This is a genomic window from Nocardioides sp. NPDC092400 (assembly GCF_040684155.1).
In the GTDB taxonomy this organism is placed as follows: Bacteria; Actinomycetota; Actinomycetes; order Propionibacteriales; family Nocardioidaceae; genus Nocardioides.
Genome location: NZ_JBFBFJ010000002.1, coordinates 440367 through 459004, shown reverse-complemented (window position 1 = coordinate 459004; position 18638 = coordinate 440367). Strand labels below are relative to the sequence as shown.

Sequence of the window (18638 nt, the reverse complement as noted above, 5' to 3'; positions counted from 1 at the left end):
GTCCCACCGGCCACAAACCGCGACGTGCGTCACGCTGGTGCCGGACTAGACGGGCGCTTCGTTCTGGCCGGTGGCGACGAGCCACCCGCGCTGCGTACCGTGGCCGGGTGTTCGACCTGCGCGACCTCGACGTCCCCGTCGTCGCGGCGCCGATGGCGGGCGGGCCCTCGACCCCCGCGCTGGTCTCGGCGGTCTCCGGGGCTGGTGGGCTGGGGTTCCTGGCCGCCGGCTACCGCACCCCCGACCAGGTCGCGGCGCAGGTGGCGGAGGCGCGCCGCGCCACCTCGGCCCCCGTCGGGCTCAACCTCTTCCTCGTCGAGCCGTACGCCGCGGACCCGGCCGCGCTGGCGGCCTACCGCCGCGCCCTGGAGCCGGAGGCCCGCCGGCACGGGGTCGACCTCGGCACGCCCCGCTGGGACGACGACCACCGGGAGGCGAAGCTCGACCTGGTGCTCGACGTGCGCCCCGACGTCGTCTCGTTCACGTTCGGCTGCCCGGGTGCCGACGTGCTGGCGCGGCTGCGGCAGCACGGGGTGCACGCGATGGTGACGGTCACGACGCCGGCCGAGGCGCGGGAGGCGGTACGTCGCGGGGCGGCGTCGCTGGCCGTGCAGGGGCCGGCGGCGGGCGGCCACCGCGGCCGGTGGGACCCCGACGCGGCACCCGACGACACCCCGCTGCTCGACCTGCTGGCCGAGGTCGTGCCGGCGGTCGACGTGCCCGTGGTCGCGGCCGGCGGCCTCGTCGACGCGGCCGGCGTCGAGGCCGCCCTGCGGCTCGGCGCGGTCGCCGGGCAGGCGGGGACGGCGTACCTCCTCGCCGACGAGGCCGGCACCAACCCGCTGCACCGCGCCGCCCTGACCGGCCCCGAGCCGACCGGCACCCGGGTCACCCGCGCGTTCACGGGCCGGTGGGCCCGCGGCCTGGCGAACCGCTTCATGGCCGACCACGCGGACGCCCCGGCCGGCTACCCGCACCTGCACCACCTCACCGCTCCCCTGCGGGCTGCCGCGGTCGCGGCCGGCGACGTCCAGGTGGCGCACCTGTGGGCCGGGACCGGCTACCGGAGCGCCCGCTCCGCACCGGCCGCCGAGATCACCCGGGCGCTCGCACCCTGAGCCGCCGGGCGGGGAGGGGTCGTGTGCCCCACGACGCGCCCCGTCGCGTCCGCAGGCACACGACCGCGCCCGCCGCGCCGACCGCCCCGGCCGCGACCACCGCCGCCAGCCGGTCGACCCGGCGCGCGAGCGCGGTGGCGCGCGGCACGTCGCCCGGCCGCACGGGCCGCCCCGAGCCCAGCACCGGTCGGTGCTCGACGCGGTCGCCGTACCGGTTGGTGCCGCCGAGGGTGACCCCCAGCGACCCCGCGAACGACGCCTCGACGACGCCGGCGTTGGGGCTGGGGTGGGCCGCGGCGTCGCCCCGCCAGGCCCGCCACGCCTCGCCGGCCCGCGACGGCGCGGCGGCGAGCACGCAGAGGGCGGCGTACCGCGACCCCGGCAGCCCGAGCACGTCGTCGAGGCGCGCCGAGGCCCAGCCGAACCGCTCGTAGCGGGCGGTGCGGTGCCCGACCATCGCGTCGAGGGTGTTGGCGGCGCGGTGCGCGAGCAGTCCGGGCACGCCGCCGACGGCTCCCCAGACGAGCGGGACCGTGACCGCGTCGGAGGTGTTCTCCGCGACCGACTCGACCACCGCGCGTGCGACCTCGCCGGCCGACAGGCCGGTGGGGTCGCGCCCGACGAGGTGGGTGAGCCGCTGCCGGGCCGCGGGCAGGTCGTCGGCCGCGAGCAGGTCGTGCACGGCCAGCGCCTCCCGCTCGAGGGTGCGCCCGCCCAGCACGGTCCAGGTCGCCGCCGCGGTGGCGGCGGCGTGCAGGAGGGGCCGGCCGCCGGTGGCGTGCTCGACAGCCACGCCGATGCCGGCGCACCCGCCGACGAGGACGGCCGTGTGGACGGTCCCGCGCAGCCGCGAGTCGCCGTGCAGCCGGTGCTCCAGGCCGCGCGCCACCCGGCCGAACGCCGCCACCGGGTGGCCGCGCCGCGGGTCGCCGAGCAGCCGGTCGGCGGCGAAGCCGAGCAGCAGCCCGACCGCCCGGGACCGGCTCATGCCGGCGCGGACACGGCGTCCAGCGCCTCGAGCAGCAGGTCGGTGGTGGCCGGCGGCCGTACGGCGATCCGCACCCAGCCGCCGTCGAGGCCGGGGAACGTGTCCGCGCGGCGTACCGCGATCCCGCGCTCGCGCAGTGCCTCCCGCGCCCCCTCGCCCACCCGGGCCAGCACGAACGAAGTCTCCGAGCCGACCACCTCCACGCCCCGCGCGCCGAGGCCGGCGAGCAGGTGCGCCCGCCACTGCGCGATCCGGGCGGTGCGCCGCGCGGCCTCGGCGAGCGCGCTCGGGCCGGTGCAGGCGACCGCGGCGCTGATCGCGGGGGTCGAGACCGACCACGGGACCTGCCGCGCCTCGAGGCCGGCGATGCTGCGCTCGCTGCCGACGACGTACCCGGCGCGGATGCCCGGCAGCGACCAGTGCTTGGTGAGGCTGCGGACGACGAGCAGCCCGCGGCGCCGGTCGCGGGCCAGCGACTCGCGCTCCCCCGCGACGGTGTCCATGAACGCCTCGTCGACGAGCACCACCCGCTTCGGGCGGCGCAGCCGCAGGATGTCCGCGGCGGGGTGCAGCACGCCGGTGGGGTTGGTCGGGTTGCCGAGGACGACGAGGTCGGCGTCCTCGGGCACGGCGGCCGGGTCCAGCCGGTAGCCGTCCTCGGGCCGGCACTGCACCACGGTCACCCGGTGCCCGGCCCGCTCGAGCGCGGCGTGCGGCTCGGTGAACTGCGGGTGCACGACGACCACGTGCCGCCACTGCTTCCACCGCGCGACCAGCTCGAAGGCCTCGGCGGCGCCGGCGGTCACCAGCACCTCGTCGGGCCGGCGGCGGTGCAGCTCGGCGATGGCCGCGCGGGCCGGCGCCGGGTCGGGGTAGCTCGTCGAGTCCCGCACGCCCTCGGCCAGCGCCTGCTCGAGCCAGGCGGGCCGCGGCTCGGGGTGCACGTTGACCGCGAGGTCGAGCAGGCCGGGTCCGAGCTCGCGGTCGCCGTGGTGGTCCAGCGGGTGCAGCAGCGGGTCGACCTCGGCCCGCTCGGAGGTGTCCGCGGCCGGGTCGGGGGAGGCGTCCTCGACGGGCGGCGCGACGACCGGCACCGCGGTGGCCGCCGCCTCGGCGAACCGCTGCGCGAGCCGGGGGTGGCCGGCCCAGTGCACGTGGAGGTACGACGCGTGCAGGGTCGGCGACGCGACGCCGATCAGCTCCCCGTCGACCTCCCAGGCGGGCGTCCAGCCGCGCGCGGCCCGGGTCAGCGCGGTCCGGTGGAACTCGTGGCCGCGCACCTCCTCCCCCGCCCGCGCCAGCAGGCTGTCGCCGACCGCGCGAGCGACCGGGTAGCGCAGCGTGAGCCGCTCGGACATCGCCGCGCTGGTGCCGATCACGCCGGCCATCGGGGTGTCGTCGAGCGCCTCGAGGAGGTAGAGCAGCCCGGCGCACTCCCCGACCGTCGGCAGCCCGGCGCGGACCGCGTCGCGCACCTGGGCCAGCAGCGCGGTGTTGCGGGCCAGCTCGCGCACGTGCACCTCGGGGAAGCCGCCGCCGAGCAGCAGCGCGCGCGTCCCGTCCGGCAGCGAGCGGTCGGTCAGCGGGTCGAACCGCACCACCCGGCACCCCGCGGCCGCGAGCAGCTCCTCGGTCTCGGCGTAGGCGAACGTGAACGCCCGGCCGCCCGCCACCGCCACGACTGGCTCCTCGCCCGCGGCCGCCACGCGACGCACCTCCGCGGCGGGGTCCCACGGCACCGCGTCGAGGTCGGGCGCGGAGCGGGCGACGTCGAGGACGGCGTCGAGGTCGACGTGCTGGGCGACCCGTTCGCCGAGCCGGGCGACCAGCGCGGCGGCCTCGTCCCGCTCGCCGGCCGGCACCAGGCCGAGGTGCCGCGAGGGCGTGGCCAACGAGTCGTCGCGCGGCACGACGCCGAGCACGGGCAGCCGCACCGAGCGGCGCACCTCCGCGACGTTGCGGGGCGAGCCGGCCCGGTTGAGGACGACGCCGGCGACCTCCACCGCCGGGTCGTACGCCGCCATGCCGGCCACCAGCGCACCGACCGACCGCGACATCCGCGAGACGTCGACGACGAGCACGACCGGCGTCCGGGTGAGCGCGGCGACGTGCGCCGTGGACGCGAACCCGTCGGTGCCGAGCCGGCCGTCGTGCAGGCCCATCACGCCCTCGACGACCGCGACGTCCGCGCCGCGGGCGCCGTGGAGGAGCAGCGGGGGGATCCGCTCCTCGCCGACCTGGTGCGGGTCGAGGTTGCGGCCGGGCCGGCCGGTGGCGACGGCGTGGTAGCCGGGGTCGATGTAGTCGGGGCCGACCTTGTGGCCCGACACCTCCAGGCCGCGGGCGCGGAGCGCGGCCATCAGGCCGGTCGCGATCGTGGTCTTGCCCTGGCCGGTGGACGGCGCGGCGACGACGACCCGGGGCAGGCGGGTGAGCGGCCCGGTGGAGGGCCCGGTCACCACTCGATCCCCCGCTGGCCCTTCTGGCCGACGTCCATCGGGTGCTTGACCTTGGTCATCTCGGTGACCAGGTCGGCGACCTCGAGCAGCTCGGGAGCGGCGCGGCGGCCGGTGACGACGACGTGCTGGCGGCCGGGGCGGTCGCGCAGGGTGGTGACGACGTCGTCGAGGTCGACCCAGCCCCAGGCGATCGGGTAGGTGAACTCGTCGAGGACGTAGATGTCGTGCGCCTCGGCGGCCAGCCGCCGCTTGATCTCGGCCCAGCCCTCGGCGGCGGCGCGGGCGTGGTCCTCGGCGTCGCCCTGCTTCTTCGTCCACGACCAGCCGGCGCCCATCTTGTGCCACTCGACGGGGCCACCCTCGCCGGTCTCCCGGTGCAGCTCGCCGAGCCGCTCGAGCACGGTCTGCTCGCCGATGCGCCACTTGGCGGACTTCACGAACTGGAAGACCCCGACCCGCCAGCCCTGGTTCCAGCCGCGGATGGCGAGGCCGAAGGCGGCGGTCGACTTCCCCTTGCCGTCGCCGGTGTGGACCATCAGCAGCGGCCGGTTGCGGCGCTGGCGAGTGGTGAGCCCGTCGTCGGGCACGGTCAGCGGCTGTCCCTGGGGCATCAGCGGGTCTCCTCGAGCTGCCGGGTCGCGGTGGCGAAGGCGGCCACCTCGCCGATGACGGTGACAGCGGGCGGCGCGATGCCCTCCGCGGCGGTCGCGATGCCGGCCAGGTGCGCCGTACGGACCTCCTGGTCGGGGTGGCCGCCGCGGGCGACGACGGCGGCCGGGGTGGTGGGCGCCATGCCGTGGGCGAGCAGCTCGGCGGTGATGGCGGCGAGGTTCGCGACGCCCATCAGCAGCACCAGCGTCGTGCCGGACCGGGCGAGCGCGGCGTAGTCCAGCGTGCAGGTCGGGTGCCCCGGCGGCACGTGCCCGGACAGCACGCTGAACCCGTGCACCACCCCGCGGTGGGTGACGGGGATGCCCGCGAGGGCCGGCACGGCGACGGCCGAGCTCACCCCGGGCAGCACCCGCGCCTCGATCCCGGCCTCGGCGCAGGCGAGCACCTCCTCCATGCCGCGGCCGAAGACGAACCCGTCGCCGCCCTTGAGCCGTACGACGCGCCGCCCGGCGCGGGCGTGCTCGACGAGCAGCTCGTTGATCCGCTCCTGCGGCGTGGTCCGCCCGCGCGGCAGCTTGGCGACGTCGAGCACCTCGGCGTCGGGGCGGGCCCAGGCGAGCGCCTCCTGCGGGGCGAGGTGGTCGACGAGCAGCACGTCGGCCTGCTCGACCGCGGCGCGGCCGGCGACGGTCATCAGCCCGGCGTCGCCGGGTCCGCCTGCGACCAGGGTGACGGTGCCCGGGAGCAGGGGTGCGAGCGTGCCCATCAGGCGACGCGGCCCGGGGACCGGCCCGTGGACCGGCTGCTGACGACGTCGACGAGGCCGTCGGCGCTCACCTCGGCCATCGGCACGTGCTCGGCGCGCAGGTGGGCGGCCAGCACGTGCGCCAGCCCCATCCGCATCGGCCCCTGCTCGCAGTCGACGACCACGCTCGGCACGCCCTGCGCGGCCAGGTGGGCGGCGGCGAGGCGGGAGCGGTCGACGGCGTCCGGGCCGGAGGTGGCGCGGCCGTCGGTGACCAGCACGAGCAGCGGCCGCACCCGTGGGTCGCGCAGCCGCTCGCGGCGCAGCACCCGCTCGGCCTCGAGCAGCCCCTCGGCCAGCGGCGTCCGGCCGCCCGACGGGAGCTCGTCGAGCAGCGCGGCGGCCACCTCGACCGACCCGGTGGGCGGCAGCAGCAGCTGCGCGTCCCGGCCGCGGAACCCGACCATCGCGACCTTGTCCCGGCGCCGGTAGGCGTCGGTCAGCAGCGACAGCACGGCGGTCTTGACCTGCGCCATCCGCCGCCGCGCGGCCATCGAGCCGGAGGCGTCGACGCAGAAGAGCAGGAGGTTCCCCTCGCGGCCCTCCCGCACGGCGGTGCGCAGGTCGGCGCCCTGCAGCCGGACCCGTCCGCCGGCGGAGCCGGCGCCTTCGCGGGCCGAGCGCTCCGCCGCCGCGCGCAGGGTCTCGACCAGGTGCAGCGAGCCGCGTCCGGTGCCGCTGCCGACCCGGCGGCCGCTGGTGCTGCGCGACCGGCTGCGCCGGCCGGGGCTGCCCTCGCCGACGCCGTCGACGGTGAGCAGCCGGGGGCGGTACGCCGCGCCGGCGCGCGCGGCGGCCTGGTCGCCGCCGCTGCCGCTGGGGGTCGGCGGGGCCTGCGGGGCGGGCTGGTCCTCGGGCTCCTGCTCGCCCGGCTCGGCGCTCGGCTGCTGGTCGCTTGGCTGCTGGTCGGCCTGGTCCTCGTGGCCCGGGGCGTCGGGGCCGTCCGTCTCCGGGGCCTCGCCCTGCGGGTCGTCGCCGCCGCCGGGCGGGTCGGGCTGCGGGTCGGGCTCGGGGTCCGGCTCGGGCAGCTCCTCGTCCCCGAGGATCCGGTCGAGCAGGTCCTCGTCGAGGCCGGGCGCGTCGAACGGGTTGCGCCGACGCCGGTGCGGCAGCGCCAGCAGCGCGGCGGCCCGGATGTCGGCCAGCGTCACCCGCTCGCGGCCGGCCCAGGCGGCGTGGGCGGCGGCGGTGCGGGTGGTGACGATGTCGGCGCGCAGGCCGTCGACCTCGAAGGCGGCGCACACCTCGGCGACCTTGAGCAGCGCGGCGTCGGTGACCACGACCGACCCGACCCGCGCGCGGGCGTCGGCGATGCGGCGGGTCAGGTCGGCCTGCCGGGCGGCGTACTGCTCGACGAAGGCCTCGGGGTCGGCGTCGAAGGCGAGCCGGCGGCGTACCACCTCCACCCGCAGCGCCGGGTCGCGCGGCGCCGCCACCTCGACGGTGAGGCCGAAGCGGTCGAGCAGCTGGGGGCGGAGCTCGCCCTCCTCGGGGTTCATGGTGCCGATCAGCACGAACCGCGCCGCGTGGTGCAGCGAGATGCCGTCGCGCTCGATGCTGACCGTTCCGGTGGCGGCGGCGTCGAGGAGCAGGTCGACGAGGTGGTCGTGGAGCAGGTTGACCTCGTCGACGTAGAGCACCCCGCGGTGCGCCCGGGCCAGCAGGCCGGGCTCGAGCTCGACCGCACCGGAGGTGAGCGCCTTCTCCAGCTGGATGGAGCCGAGCAGGCGGTCCTCGGTGGCACCGACCGGCAGCTCGACCAGCCGCACCGGCCGGGTCAGCGTCGGGTGGCCGGCCTCGAACGGGCCGTCGGGCGAGACCGCGGAGGCGTCCGCCGGGTCCGCGGAGAACCGGTCGCCCTCGTGCACCTCGATCGCCGGCATCACGTCCGCCAGCCCGCGCACGGTCGTGGACTTCGCGGTGCCCTTCTCGCCCCGCACCAGCACCCCGCCGATGCCCGGGCTGATCGCCGTCAGCACCAGCGCCAACCCCATCGGGTCCAGCGCGAGGTGCCGGTCGAGCAGCGAGCCCCGGCGAGCGTCGTCGAGACCCGGTGACGTGCCCGCCCCCCGCTGGTCGAGCAGCGAGCCCTGGCGAGCGTCGTCGAGACCCGGCGACGTACCCGCCGCCTCGTAGCAACCGACGACGGCAGAAAAGGGGTACTTCGGTGGCACGTGAGGCTCCCGCTCGCTTGGCCATGGATGGCGACGCGAGGCCGGTCTTCGGACTTGCCGGGTCACTCCTGACGAAGTGCTCGGTTCACCGCAGCGGGCCTGTGCCGGAATCTCACCGGCTTCCCAGATTCTCCCCGTTGTCCGTCCCCACCGCGTGACGATGGTTGGGCCGCAGGGGCACCTCACGTTGTGCGAGGACGATAGCGTCCGGCCCCGTGCCCGACCCGACTCCCCCGCCCGACGTGGACACCGCACCGGTGGTCACCGTCGTCGGCGTCGGCGCGGACGGGTGCCTGGACGAGCACGCCGAGGCGCTGGTGCGGGACGCGGACGTGCTCCTCGGCGGCCGCCGCCACCTGGCGGAGCGCCCCGAGGTCCCGGGCCAGGAACGTCTCGCCTGGCCCTCCCCGCTGGCCGACGCCCTCCCCGCCCTCCTCGACGGCCTCCGTGGCCGCCGCGTCGTCGCGCTCGCCTCGGGCGACCCGATGGTGTCGGGGATCGGTACGACGCTCGTCCGCCTGCTCGGCCCGGCCTCCGTCCGGGTGGTCCCCGCGGTCTCGTCGGTCGCCCTCGCCCGCGCCCGGATGGGCTGGTCGGCCGAGGAGTCGGTCGTCGTCACCCTCGTCGGCCGCCAGGAGGCGCGCCTGCTCCGCGAGCTCGCCCCCGGCCGCCGGATGCTCCTGCTCACCTCCGGCGCCGAGACCCCCGCCCGCGTCGGAGAGCTGCTCGCCGAGGCCGGCCAGCCCGACGCCACCGTCACCCTCCTCGCCGACCTCGGCGCCCCTTCGGAGTCCCGCTCCGTCCGTACCGCGTCCGAGTGGGCCTCCGTCCCCGCCGCCGACGTGCCGGCGCTGCACGTCCTGGCCGTCGAGCTGCCCACCACCCCCGGCTCGTGGCTCACGTCCTCCTGGGCCGCAGGCCTCCCGGACGACGCCTACGAGCACAACGGCCAGCTCACCAAGCGCGACCTCCGCGCCTCGGCCCTGGCTCGCCTCCAGCCCGCCCCCGGCCAGCACCTCTGGGACGTCGGCGCCGGCGCTGGATCCGTCGGCATCGAGTGGATGCGCGCCCACCCCACCTGCCGTACGACGGCCGTCGAGTCCCACGCCGACCGCGCCGCCCGGATCGCCCGGAACGCCGCCCGCCTCGGCGTCCCCGACCTCGTGGTCGTCGCGGGCCGCGCCCCGGATGCGCTCGCCGACCTCCCGGCACCCGACGCGATCTTCATCGGCGGCGGCGCCACCCGCCCGGGCGTCCTCGACGCCTGCCTCGCCGCCCTCGCCCCCGGCGGCCGCCTCGTCGTCCACGGGGTCACGCTGGAGACCGAGTCACTCCTCGCCAACGCCTACCGCACCCGCGGCGGCGAGCTGACCCGCCTCTCGGTCGAGACCACCGCCCCCGTCGGCACCTTCACCGGCTGGACGCCTGCGCGCACTGTGACCCAGTGGTTCTTGAGTCGGTGAGCGCGCCGCGCACGGCGGACTGATGGCGCGGCCCAACTCGTCACTCCGCCGCGTTTGAGCTGACGCTGAACGACCGGATCTGCCGCAACCAGCGCACTCCGGCAGGTAAGTGCCGGACGATCCGTCGTAGAGGGTGAGCGCGGTCGCGCTACTGCCATGCAGGGCCGGCGCGTCTCTGCGCACTACGGCTCCAGGGCGCAGCAGTGACGACGCGCATATGCGGACGGGTGAGCCCGACGAGATGGGCTAACCGGTTGGCTGCTCCGGCCGAATGGTGACCTCGATCCGCGTCAGCCGCTCCGCGCCGGGCTCGAGGACCGGCGCGCGGCCGTCGGCCCGGTCCGCCTCCCGTCCCCCGAGCCCGCAGTTGGCGGGCTCGACGGAGGCGACGAAGCTCCCTCGCTGGGTGCGCTGCCAGGTGTGGAGGCGGGGCATTGTCGTGCGGTCCCAGGTGACGTCGGCGACCAGCCCCGACGACGGCCCGGTGAGCTGCGCGAGGCCGCCGGATCCGGCCGCCAGGTCGTGCTCGACGATGCGGTCGGAGCCTCCGACGCAGGCGTCACCCATCCGCTGCCACCGGCTCAGCGGGACCTCGTGCCCGTCGGCCGTGGACCGGGTGACGCCGGGGATCCGGTACTCGCTGCCCGGGCCGAGGAACGGGAAGCCGAAGTTCACGTGGTAGAGGATCGGCGCCTGCTCGGGCTCAGGACCGAGGTTCGTCGTGACGTCCTCGACGGTGACCGCGCCCGCCCCGCTCCGGAGGGTGATGCGGCGACGCAGCCGCAGGTACGACCCGAGGCTGGAGGCGTCGTCGAGCGTTCCGGTGATCTCGACGGCGGCATGACCGTCCTCGAGCCAGCGGCGGGTGACGGACACCTCGCGAGCCCGGAGATCGGTGAAGGAGCCGTGCTGCCCGTGCCCCTCGGACGGGAAGCCGACGTTGCGCAGGCCGCAGGTCGTGAGCAGCCCGCCCTCCCACTGGTCCAACCAGCCGCCGGCGGAGTCGACCCGTCCCGGGCCGGACTCCCCCACGGCGGACCGCCACGCCACCGGCTGCCCGGCGTACCAGGCGCCGCCGAGGTCCATCCCGCGGTCCAGGAGGATGCGGGTCGTCAAGCCACCGGCGGGCTGGACGGTGATGGTCCGGCTGCCGCGCGCCGCACCATCGGTGATCGCCTCCTGGCGCACGGCGACGAGGTCGTCACCGGGCGCGGCGTACCCGCGCTCGATGCCGTCGCGCGGGGTGAGGGTCGAGGTCATGTCGTCTTCCTGCTCTAGGGGTCTCAGAGGGGCGGAGAGGATCAGGTCATGATGAGCCCGCCGGTCACGTTGAGCGCCTGACCGGTCATCGCTGAGCTCGCGTCGGTGGCGAGGAAGAACGCGACGTTCGCGATCTCCTCGAGCTCGATGAAGCGCTTCATCGGCGCCCCGGTCCGCCACTCCTCGGCGACGTCCTCGACCGACTTGCCCTCGGCACGCGCATGGCCCTGCATGACCTCGTCGAGGTGGGGCGTCGCGACCGGACCCGGGCAGACCGCGTTGACCCGGATGCCGGCGTCGACGAGCTCCAGCGCCGCGGTCTGGGTGAGACCGAGCGTCGCCCACTTGGAGGCGACGTACGCGCTGCGGTTGGGCAGCCCGCGACGTGCGACGTTCGAGGCGATGTTGACGATCCAGCCGGAACCGCGCGGCCGCATCCGGCGTGCAGCCGCCTGGGTGCACAGCATGGTGCCCAGCACGTTGATGGTCATCGTGCGCTGCCACGCGACGGGGTCCGCGTCCTCGATCAGCGCGACCGGGGTGCCGATGGCGGCGTTGTTGACGAGGGTGTCCACCGGACCGAGCACCCGCTCGGCCTGGTCGAAGGCCGCCTGCACCTGACCGGCGTCGGTCACGTCCATGGGCACGTGGACCGCCCGACCGCCCGCAGCCTCGATCCTCCCGACGACGTCGTCCGCGGCCTGGATGTCCGCGATCGCCACCGCGGCTCCCTCGGCGGCGAAGCGCTCCGCGATCGCGGCGCCGATCCCCTGCGCGCCGCCGGTCACCAGCGCCACTCGTCCTTGCATCTGCATCTGTATCTCCTTCTGTGTTGGTGTGGCGTCGACGCCGGTCAGCTGGTCTCGTAGCGGCAGAGCACGTCCTCGTCGACCGTGACGCCGAGGCCGGGACCCTGCGGCACGACGAGGTGCCCGTCCTCGAGGCCGAAGTTCTCGACGAGCAGCTCGTCGCGCAGCGGGTTGCTCGTCCGGTCGTACTCGATGACCGGCTCGTTCTGCAGCGGCACCGGCGCGTAGGTGTGCGGGGTGGGCGGCACGGTGGCCAGGGCCTGGATGCCCGCCGCCAGGGCGATCCCGGAGCCCCACACGTGCGGGACGGTCAGTACTCCGAACGTCGACGCCAGCGCGTGGATCTTGACGAACTCCGAGATGCCGCCGCTGACGCACAGGTCCGGCTGGACGATGTCGACACAGCCGCCGGCGACCAGGTCGCGGAACCCGTAGCGGGTGAACTCGGCCTCGCCCCCGGCGATCGGCACGTCCAGCGCCTCGCGCACCCGGCGGTAGCCGTCCCGGTCCTCCGGCACGACCGGCTCCTCGAACCACAGCACGCCGTGCTCCTCGAGCGCTCGACCCATGCGGATCGCCGTCGTGGCCGAGTAGGCGTGGTTGGCGTCGACGAGCAGCGAGATGTCGTCACCGATCGCCTTGCGGACGCACGCCACCCGCTCGGCGTCCTCCTGGACCGAGAGGAGCCCGACCTTCATCTTGAGAATCCCGAAACCGGCGTTCGCGTACGTCTCGGCCTCCGCCTGGAGGTTGCGCAGCATGGACGCGGAGTCCCGGAAGTCCTCGCGGTAGTAGCAACCGGTGGCGTACGCCGTGATCCGGTCGCGGAACGCGCCGCCCAGCAGCGCGTGCACCGGACGCCCCTGCGCCTTGCCGGTCAGGTCCCACAGGGCGATGTCGATGGCGCTCAGCGCCTCGACGTACGTGCCCTTCTGGCCGAAGTCCCGGCTGAAGGCGTAGAGCCGCTCCCAGACTGCGACCGGGTCGTCCGCCGCTTTGCCGATCAGCAGCGGCGCGAGCACGTCGTCGATCGCCGACGCGACGGGCTCCGGAGGGCCGTACTGGCCGCCCTCGCCCCAGCCCACCAGACCGTTGTCGCTCTCGATCCGGACGAGCAGGCTGGTGCGTTCAGGGAACGCAGCCTGGGAGGAGTAGAAGTGCAGATCTCCCAACGGCACGCGGAGGACGTGGGTGGTGATCCGGGCGATTTTCACGATGGCTTCCTTGCTGAAGAGGCGGATGGGCAGGCTCAACGCATGTAGCCGAGCCGATGGCCGGCGACGCGCATGCGGACGCGGTAGACGCTGGTGGTGGCCGTGATGAACAGCGAGCGCCAGTCCGGGCCGCCCCAGTTCAGGTTCGCGGCCGGTTCGGGGACCTCGATGACGCCGATCCACGCGCCGTCGGACGCATAGACCCAGACGCCTCCGGGCCCGGTGACGTAGACGTTGCCGAGCTCGTCGACCTTGAGACCGTCGACGTAGTTGTCGTCGCGGGTGTCGACCTCGCTGATGCCGGAGGCGAAGACCCCGGCGTCGGCCAGGGGGAACGGCGCGGCTCCCCCGTCGTAGCGGAACGCCCGGATATGCGCGCGCACGGTGTCCCCGACGTACAGCACCGACTCGTCGGGCGCGAGGCAGAGGCCGTTCGGCTGGGCCATGTCGGCGACGAGCAGCTCCGGCTCCCCGCCGTCGGGCGGGACGTGGTACACGCCCCGGTGCGGCTGCGGCACGTCGCGGAGCACGCCCATGTCGGCCAGCGTGCGACCGAAGCTGGGGTCGGTGAAGAGGATGGACCCGTCGCGCGCGACCACGACGTCGTTCGGGCTGTTGAGCTCGACACCGGCGTGGTGGGTGGCGAGGGGCTCGCGGTCCATCCCGTCCCCGGTCCGGCGGGTGACGGCGCTGGTGGCGTGCTCGCAGACGACCAGACGCCCCTGGTTGTCGCGCGTCATCCCGTTGCCCTTGTTGTTCGGCGTCCGGAGCAGCTCGGCTCCCGTCTCGGGGTGCCAGCGCCAGAGCTGGTCGGCGGGGATGTCGCTGAACCACAGCGACCCGTCGTCCATCCAGATCGGGCCCTCGGTGAAGACGCGGCCCGCGACCACCTGCTCGATCGGACGGCTCCCGTCCACCAGATCCGTGATGCCAGTGACATGGGTCGCCATCGGCGTTCCCTTCTCGTGCGAACTCATCGGTCGGTGTGATTGGTACGGCCGAGCAGCGCGAGGACGTCGCGCTCGTACGGCATGCTGCGCGCGTCGCCGCGAACGCTGACGGCACAGGCGCCGCTCGCGTTCGCGAGCGCCAGTACGTCGGCGAGGGACCAGCCACGGAGGAGTCCCGACAGCAGGCCGGCCATGAAGGCGTCGCCCGCGCCGACCGCGTCGACCGCCGGGACCGTCATGCCGGCTGCGCGCGTCGGTCCGTCTGGCGTCGCCGCGACGGCGCCACCCCTGGTGTGCACCACGAGGAGCTCGCAGCCGAGGTCGGCGAGACCCTTGGCCAGGTGCTCCTCGGTGCTGCCGCCGAGCAGCAGGTCGGCCTCGTGCTCGGAGAGCACGACGACGTGGGCGATCGCCAGCAGCGGGGCGAGGAGCTGGCGGGGGTCGCGACCGCCCAGCAGGGCCGCCCGGATGTTGGCGTCGAAGGTGACCAGGCTGCCGCGGGCGCGCGCCGCGGAGGCCACCGCCTCGACGACGCCGGCGCCGTGCGGGCCGATCATCGCGGTGATGCCCGACAGGTGCACGATGCTGCCGCCGGCGACGACGCCCAGGTCGAGGTCGGCAGCCGTGAGCCTCGTCGCGGCCGAGTGGTCACGGTAGTAGTGCACCCGCAGCTGGTCGGCCGCCCGCAGCTCCTTCAGGTAGAGCCCGGTGCGCTGCCCGGGCCGCACCTCGGCAGCCGTGGTGTCGACCCCGTCGCGGCGAAGGGTCGCGATCACCTGGTGGCCGAGCTCGTCGTCGCCCAACCAGCCCGACCAGCGCGCCCGGTGGCCGAGCCGCTGGACGGCGAGGGCGACGTTCAGCTCGGACCCGGCCATGTCCTTCTCGAACACGTCGACGTCTCGAAGCGCACCTGTCGAGGCCGGCGACAGCACCGCGAGCGCCTCACCGAGGGTGGCGACGTCGACGTCGGCGGCGTCGCTGGGACCTGCACCGACCACCTGCGTCCACCTGCTGCTCATCGCGTGCCCCTCGCAACGCGCGCGACGGCAACCGCCTCGAGGCTCAGGCGGCGGACCACGTCGAAGGCGCCGGTGTCGAGCAGTTGGGGCGTAACCATCCACGAACCGCCGCAGGCCACCACCTCCGGGATCTCCAGGTAGTGCCTCAGCGACGCCGCGGTGATACCTCCGGTGGGGACGAACCGGGAGCCCGGCAGCGCCGCGGAGAGGGCCCGCAGCGCGCCGACACCGCCGTTGGCCTCGGCGGGGAAGAACTTGACGAGGTGGGCGCCGAGCTCGGCAGCCGCCATCGCCTCGGTCGGCGTGGCGACGCCGGGCAGCACGGGGACCCCGTGCTCACGACACCGCTCGACGACCCGCCTGCTGAGACCCGGGGACACGACATAGGCCGCGCCGGCCTCGACCACGGCGTCGACGTCCGCCGCCGTCCGCACGGTGCCGGCGCCGACGACGAGCGACGAGCTCGCGACCATCCGCCTGATGACCTCGGGGGCCGCGCTCGTGCGCAGGGTGACCTCGGCCGTGGCCACGCCGGCCGCCTCGAGCGCCTCGGCAAGCGGGGCTGCGACCTCCGCCGCCTCGGCGACGACCACCGGGACGATCCCGGGCGCGAGGGCCCGGGCAAGAGCGTCGCTCATCCCTTGACCGCTCCCATGGTCAGGCCGGTGACGAGGTGCTTCTGGAAGAAGAGCACGACCAGAGCCGTCGGGACGAGCACCGCGCAGGAAGCGGCCGCGAGCTGGCCGAGGTCGAGGGTCTGGAACCCGACGAACTGGTACAGCGCCAGCGGCGCGGTCGTGGCGTCGATGTCGCTGAGGATCAGCGACAGGAAGAACTCGTTCCACGACAGCAGGAAGGCGATGCTGCCGGCCCCGGCGATGCCCGGGATCGTGAGGGGGAGCAGGATCCGGCGGAAGGCGCTGGTGTAGGAGCAACCGTCCATCAGGGCCGACTCCAGCAGCTCCCGCGGCAAGCCGCGCATGGTCTCGACCAGGATCCAGGTCGTGATGCCGATGACCAGCAGCACGTGGGCCAGCGTCAGTCCGAGCAGGGTGTCCTGCAGCCCGGTCGACCGGAACATGAGGTACAGCGGGAGCGCCACCGCGACCGGCGGTGCCATGCGGCTCGTCAGCACCCAGAACTCGTACCGGTCAGTGCTGCGCGTGGCGAGCTGCCCGAGCGCGTACCCGGCGAGGACGCCGCACGCGAGGGCTATCGCGGTGGCGCCGAACGCCACGACGGCGCTGTGCCAGAGGCTGGTCTGGATGGTGGGGTCGGCCAGCGCGGTGGTGTAGGCGCTGACGTCGAGGGACGGGACCCACACCGGGGGCACCTGCGAGACCTGGTTCGGTGCCTTGAAGGACGTCGACAGCAACCAGTAGATCGGGAAGAGCGACCAGACCAGGAAGAGGGCCAGGACGACCCACGCTGTGATACTCCGCTTGCGGATCACGAGACCGCCTCCTCTTCCTTTAGCCAGTGCAGGAGCAACCGGGACAGCCCGATGGCCAGGAGCAGCAGCAACGTCGCGGCCGCTGCGGATCGACCGAAGTTCAGAAACGAGATGCCCTCACGGAAGGCGTAGAAGTTGAGGGTGGTCGTCGAGGAGCCGGGACCACCGCCGGTGAGGATCTGGATGCTGTCGAAGGTCTTCAGCGCGTCGATCGTGCGGAAGAGCAGTGCCACCAAGATGAAGGGCTTGAGCATGGGCAGCGTGACGTGCCGGAAGGTCTGCCACCCACTCGCCCCGTCGACCGCCGCGGCCTCGTAGACGTCGTCCGGCACCGCGCTCAGGCCACCGACCAGGATGACGAGGATGAAGGGCGTCCACTGCCAGACGTCGACCATCACCAGGCTCGCGAGCGCGGTGCTGGACTCACCGGTCCAGTCCGGCTGCGGGAGGCCTACGGCACCGAGCAGGTAGTTGATCACGCCGGAGGACGCGTTCAGCATCAGCCGCCAGTTGAAGAGAGCAGCGACCGGGGCCATCGCCATCGGAAGCAGGAAGAGTGCCCGCAGCAGGGGTGCGCCGCGCGTGATCCGGTGGAGCGCGACGGCTACCGCCATCGCGACGAGGAACTCGATCGCGACCACGGCGACGGTGAAGACGGCGGTCACCCTGGCCGCGTCCCACCACTGGGGGTCGGTGAGCAGGTCGACGTAGTTCGCCAGCCCGACGAAGCTGGTGTCGCCGCTCCCGGACTTGTCGGTGAGGCTGACAACCACGCTGTAGACGAACGGCACCACGGTCAGGAGCCCGAGGACGATCGTCAACGGCGCCAGGAACAGCCGTCGCGTGCGGACCATCTCGGCGTGCCGGTCCGCCGCCTCCGTCGCCCGTCGGCCCCGGCCCCGCGCCCCCGGCTGCGGGGGCGCGGGGGCAGAGCTGAGGGCGGTGCTCACGAGCCGATCGCCTTGAGCGCGTCCTGCTGAGTGGAGCGGAGCAGGTCGGCGGGCGAGCCGGTGCCGGCAACGGCTGCGTTGACCGTGCGGGCGAGGCTGTCGGAGATTTCGGCCCACCTCTCGTGCTTCCAGGCCAGCGCCATCGGCGTGGCGTCGGCGGTGCGGAGCGAGCCGAGGACGCGGTCGACGTTGTCCTGGCCGAGGGTCTTGCTGATGGTGCTCCCCTCCCAGGCGCTGGCCCGGGCGGGCGACGTCCCGGCGGCACCGGCCGCGGCCGCGAGGGGCTTGCTGGTGGCCCACTGGAGGAACAGCCAGGCCGCGCCCTTGTTCTTGCTCTTGGCGTTGATGCCGGCGGTCCAGAACCAGAAGTTCGGGATGCTCGCGCCGTCCAGGCTGACGAAGGGGTGGGCGGCAACCTTGTCGGCGATCTGCGAGGTCGCGGGGTCGCGGAGGCCGCCCAGGAACGTCGAGGTGTCGGTCCACATGGCCTGCCGGCCCTGGCCCATTGACTCGTTGTTCTCCAGCCAGCCCCAGCCCGTGACGCCCTTCGGGCCGTAGTCCTTGAGCAGGTCGGAGTAGAGCGTGAGGGCGGCGACGTTCTCGGCAGAGTCGAGGGCCGGCCTGCCGTCGGGGTCGATGAGGTATCCGCCGTGGGTGAAGGCAAAGCCGGCGTAGGGCCAGGGCGCCTCGCTGGGGTTCGCCACCGCACGCATCCCGATGCCGGCGACGTCGCCGCTGTTCGCAGCGGCGGCCGCCTTGACGAGGTCGTCGAACGTCTTCGGCCCGGTCGGCACGTGGTCTGTGTTCGTGTAGACGACCTGCACCTCGGTGGTGATCGGCGCGACGTACGGCGTGCCGTCGGTGCTGGCAAACGACTGGGCGCCGGGGAAGACGTCGTTCTTCCAGTCGTACCAGGCCGCGTCGGTGAGCTTGGGGTCGTCCAGGTAGGTGTCGAGCGGCTCGAGCCAGCCCGAGCTCACCGCCTGGCCGAGCTGGTACACGAGGTACACGTCGGGAGTCGTGGACTCGCCCGCGAGGGTGACGGCGATCTTCGAGACGTACTGCGCCTCCCCGAGGATCTGCGGCTTGACCGTGATGCCGGTCAGCTCGGTGAACTCCTTCAGGTGCGGCTGGATCGCGTTGACCCACGGGTGGCTCATCGCCGAGAAGGTGATCTCGGTGCCGGAGAACTGCTTCCAGTCGATGTCGGCGGAGTCGAAGTCGCCGGTGAGCGCCTTGGTCGTGGTGCTCCCGGACCGGGAGCTGCTGGCGCCGCAGGCGGACAGGGCGAGGGTGGCACCGAGGGCGAGGCCGCCCCCGAGGAAGCTGCGGCGGTTGGGGCGGTAGAGCTGCGACATGGTGGT

16 protein-coding genes and 1 riboswitch are annotated in these 18638 nt (G+C 74.6%); of the genes, 2 read left to right on the top strand and 14 right to left on the bottom strand.

The window, feature by feature from the left end; all coding sequences use genetic code 11:
* Positions 1-107: 107 nt before the first annotated feature.
* Complete coding sequence (locus AB0N29_RS09705) at positions 108-1118, top strand: nitronate monooxygenase (RefSeq protein WP_364866197.1); 1011 nt, start codon at positions 108-110, stop codon at positions 1116-1118.
* Here the strand turns inward: AB0N29_RS09705 and AB0N29_RS09700 are convergent.
* From AB0N29_RS09700 to AB0N29_RS09680, 5 genes are read right to left on the bottom strand one after another with little or no spacing between them, the layout of a single operon-like run.
* Positions 1096-2106, bottom strand: coding sequence for a cobalamin biosynthesis protein (locus tag AB0N29_RS09700; RefSeq protein ID WP_364866194.1), 1011 nt, complete (start codon positions 2104-2106; stop codon positions 1096-1098). The genes AB0N29_RS09705 and AB0N29_RS09700 overlap by 23 nt on opposite strands.
* On the bottom strand, positions 2103-4565 hold the full coding sequence (locus AB0N29_RS09695; RefSeq protein WP_364866192.1) for a cobyrinate a,c-diamide synthase: 2463 nt from the start codon (positions 4563-4565) through the stop codon (positions 2103-2105). Before AB0N29_RS09695 ends, AB0N29_RS09700 begins: the two co-directional genes overlap by 4 nt.
* Positions 4562-5176, bottom strand: coding sequence for a cob(I)yrinic acid a,c-diamide adenosyltransferase (gene cobO, locus AB0N29_RS09690; RefSeq protein ID WP_302269292.1), 615 nt, complete (start codon positions 5174-5176; stop codon positions 4562-4564). The genes AB0N29_RS09695 and cobO overlap by 4 nt, the downstream gene beginning before the upstream one ends.
* A complete protein-coding gene (gene cobA / locus AB0N29_RS09685) occupies positions 5176-5943 on the bottom strand; it encodes a uroporphyrinogen-III C-methyltransferase (RefSeq protein WP_364866189.1) in 768 nt (255 codons plus the stop codon). The genes cobO and cobA overlap by 1 nt, the downstream gene beginning before the upstream one ends.
* Entirely contained in the window at positions 5943-8156 is a 2214-nt protein-coding gene (locus tag AB0N29_RS09680; RefSeq protein WP_364866187.1) for a VWA domain-containing protein, read from the bottom strand. Before AB0N29_RS09680 ends, cobA begins: the two co-directional genes overlap by 1 nt.
* A 21-nt stretch (positions 8157-8177) precedes the next feature.
* Positions 8178-8326: riboswitch (cobalamin riboswitch) on the bottom strand.
* 45 nt (positions 8327-8371) lie between these two features.
* Here AB0N29_RS09680 and cbiE point away from each other — a divergent pair.
* A complete protein-coding gene (gene cbiE / locus AB0N29_RS09675; protein ID WP_364866185.1) occupies positions 8372-9619 on the top strand; it encodes a precorrin-6y C5,15-methyltransferase (decarboxylating) subunit CbiE in 1248 nt (415 codons plus the stop codon).
* A 246-nt stretch (positions 9620-9865) separates the two neighbouring features.
* On the opposite strand, the gene AB0N29_RS09670 is transcribed toward cbiE, so the two are convergent.
* The 9 genes from AB0N29_RS09670 to AB0N29_RS09630 are packed head-to-tail and all read right to left on the bottom strand — an operon-like array spanning position 9866 to position 18632.
* Entirely contained in the window at positions 9866-10879 is a 1014-nt protein-coding gene (locus AB0N29_RS09670) for a DUF4432 family protein (protein WP_364866182.1), read from the bottom strand.
* A 41-nt stretch (positions 10880-10920) separates the two neighbouring features.
* Complete coding sequence (locus AB0N29_RS09665) at positions 10921-11694, bottom strand: SDR family NAD(P)-dependent oxidoreductase (protein ID WP_364866180.1); 774 nt, start codon at positions 11692-11694, stop codon at positions 10921-10923.
* 38 nt (positions 11695-11732) lie between these two features.
* Positions 11733-12902 (bottom strand): mandelate racemase/muconate lactonizing enzyme family protein, encoded by a 1170-nt coding sequence (locus tag AB0N29_RS09660; protein WP_364866178.1) that lies wholly within the window; start codon positions 12900-12902, stop codon positions 11733-11735.
* Between the two features lie 35 nt (positions 12903-12937).
* Positions 12938-13819, bottom strand: coding sequence for an SMP-30/gluconolactonase/LRE family protein (locus AB0N29_RS09655; protein WP_364866175.1), 882 nt, complete (start codon positions 13817-13819; stop codon positions 12938-12940).
* A gap of 56 nt (positions 13820-13875) precedes the next feature.
* Positions 13876-14871 carry a sugar kinase gene (locus AB0N29_RS09650; RefSeq protein ID WP_364866173.1) on the bottom strand — a complete coding sequence of 332 codons (996 nt, stop codon included), beginning with the start codon at positions 14869-14871 and terminating at the stop codon, positions 13876-13878.
* Positions 14868-15509, bottom strand: a complete 642-nt coding sequence (gene eda / locus AB0N29_RS09645) for a bifunctional 4-hydroxy-2-oxoglutarate aldolase/2-dehydro-3-deoxy-phosphogluconate aldolase (RefSeq protein WP_364866171.1) — start codon at positions 15507-15509, stop codon at positions 14868-14870. The genes AB0N29_RS09650 and eda overlap by 4 nt, the downstream gene beginning before the upstream one ends.
* Complete coding sequence (locus AB0N29_RS09640) at positions 15506-16324, bottom strand: carbohydrate ABC transporter permease (RefSeq protein WP_364866169.1); 819 nt, start codon at positions 16322-16324, stop codon at positions 15506-15508. The genes eda and AB0N29_RS09640 overlap by 4 nt, the downstream gene beginning before the upstream one ends.
* Entirely contained in the window at positions 16321-17274 is a 954-nt protein-coding gene (locus AB0N29_RS09635) for a sugar ABC transporter permease (RefSeq protein WP_364866167.1), read from the bottom strand. The genes AB0N29_RS09640 and AB0N29_RS09635 overlap by 4 nt, the downstream gene beginning before the upstream one ends.
* Positions 17271-18632: a substrate-binding domain-containing protein gene (locus AB0N29_RS09630; protein WP_364866165.1), complete on the bottom strand. Its 1362-nt coding sequence runs from the start codon at positions 18630-18632 to the stop codon at positions 17271-17273. Before AB0N29_RS09630 ends, AB0N29_RS09635 begins: the two co-directional genes overlap by 4 nt.
* Positions 18633-18638 lie beyond the last annotated feature (6 nt).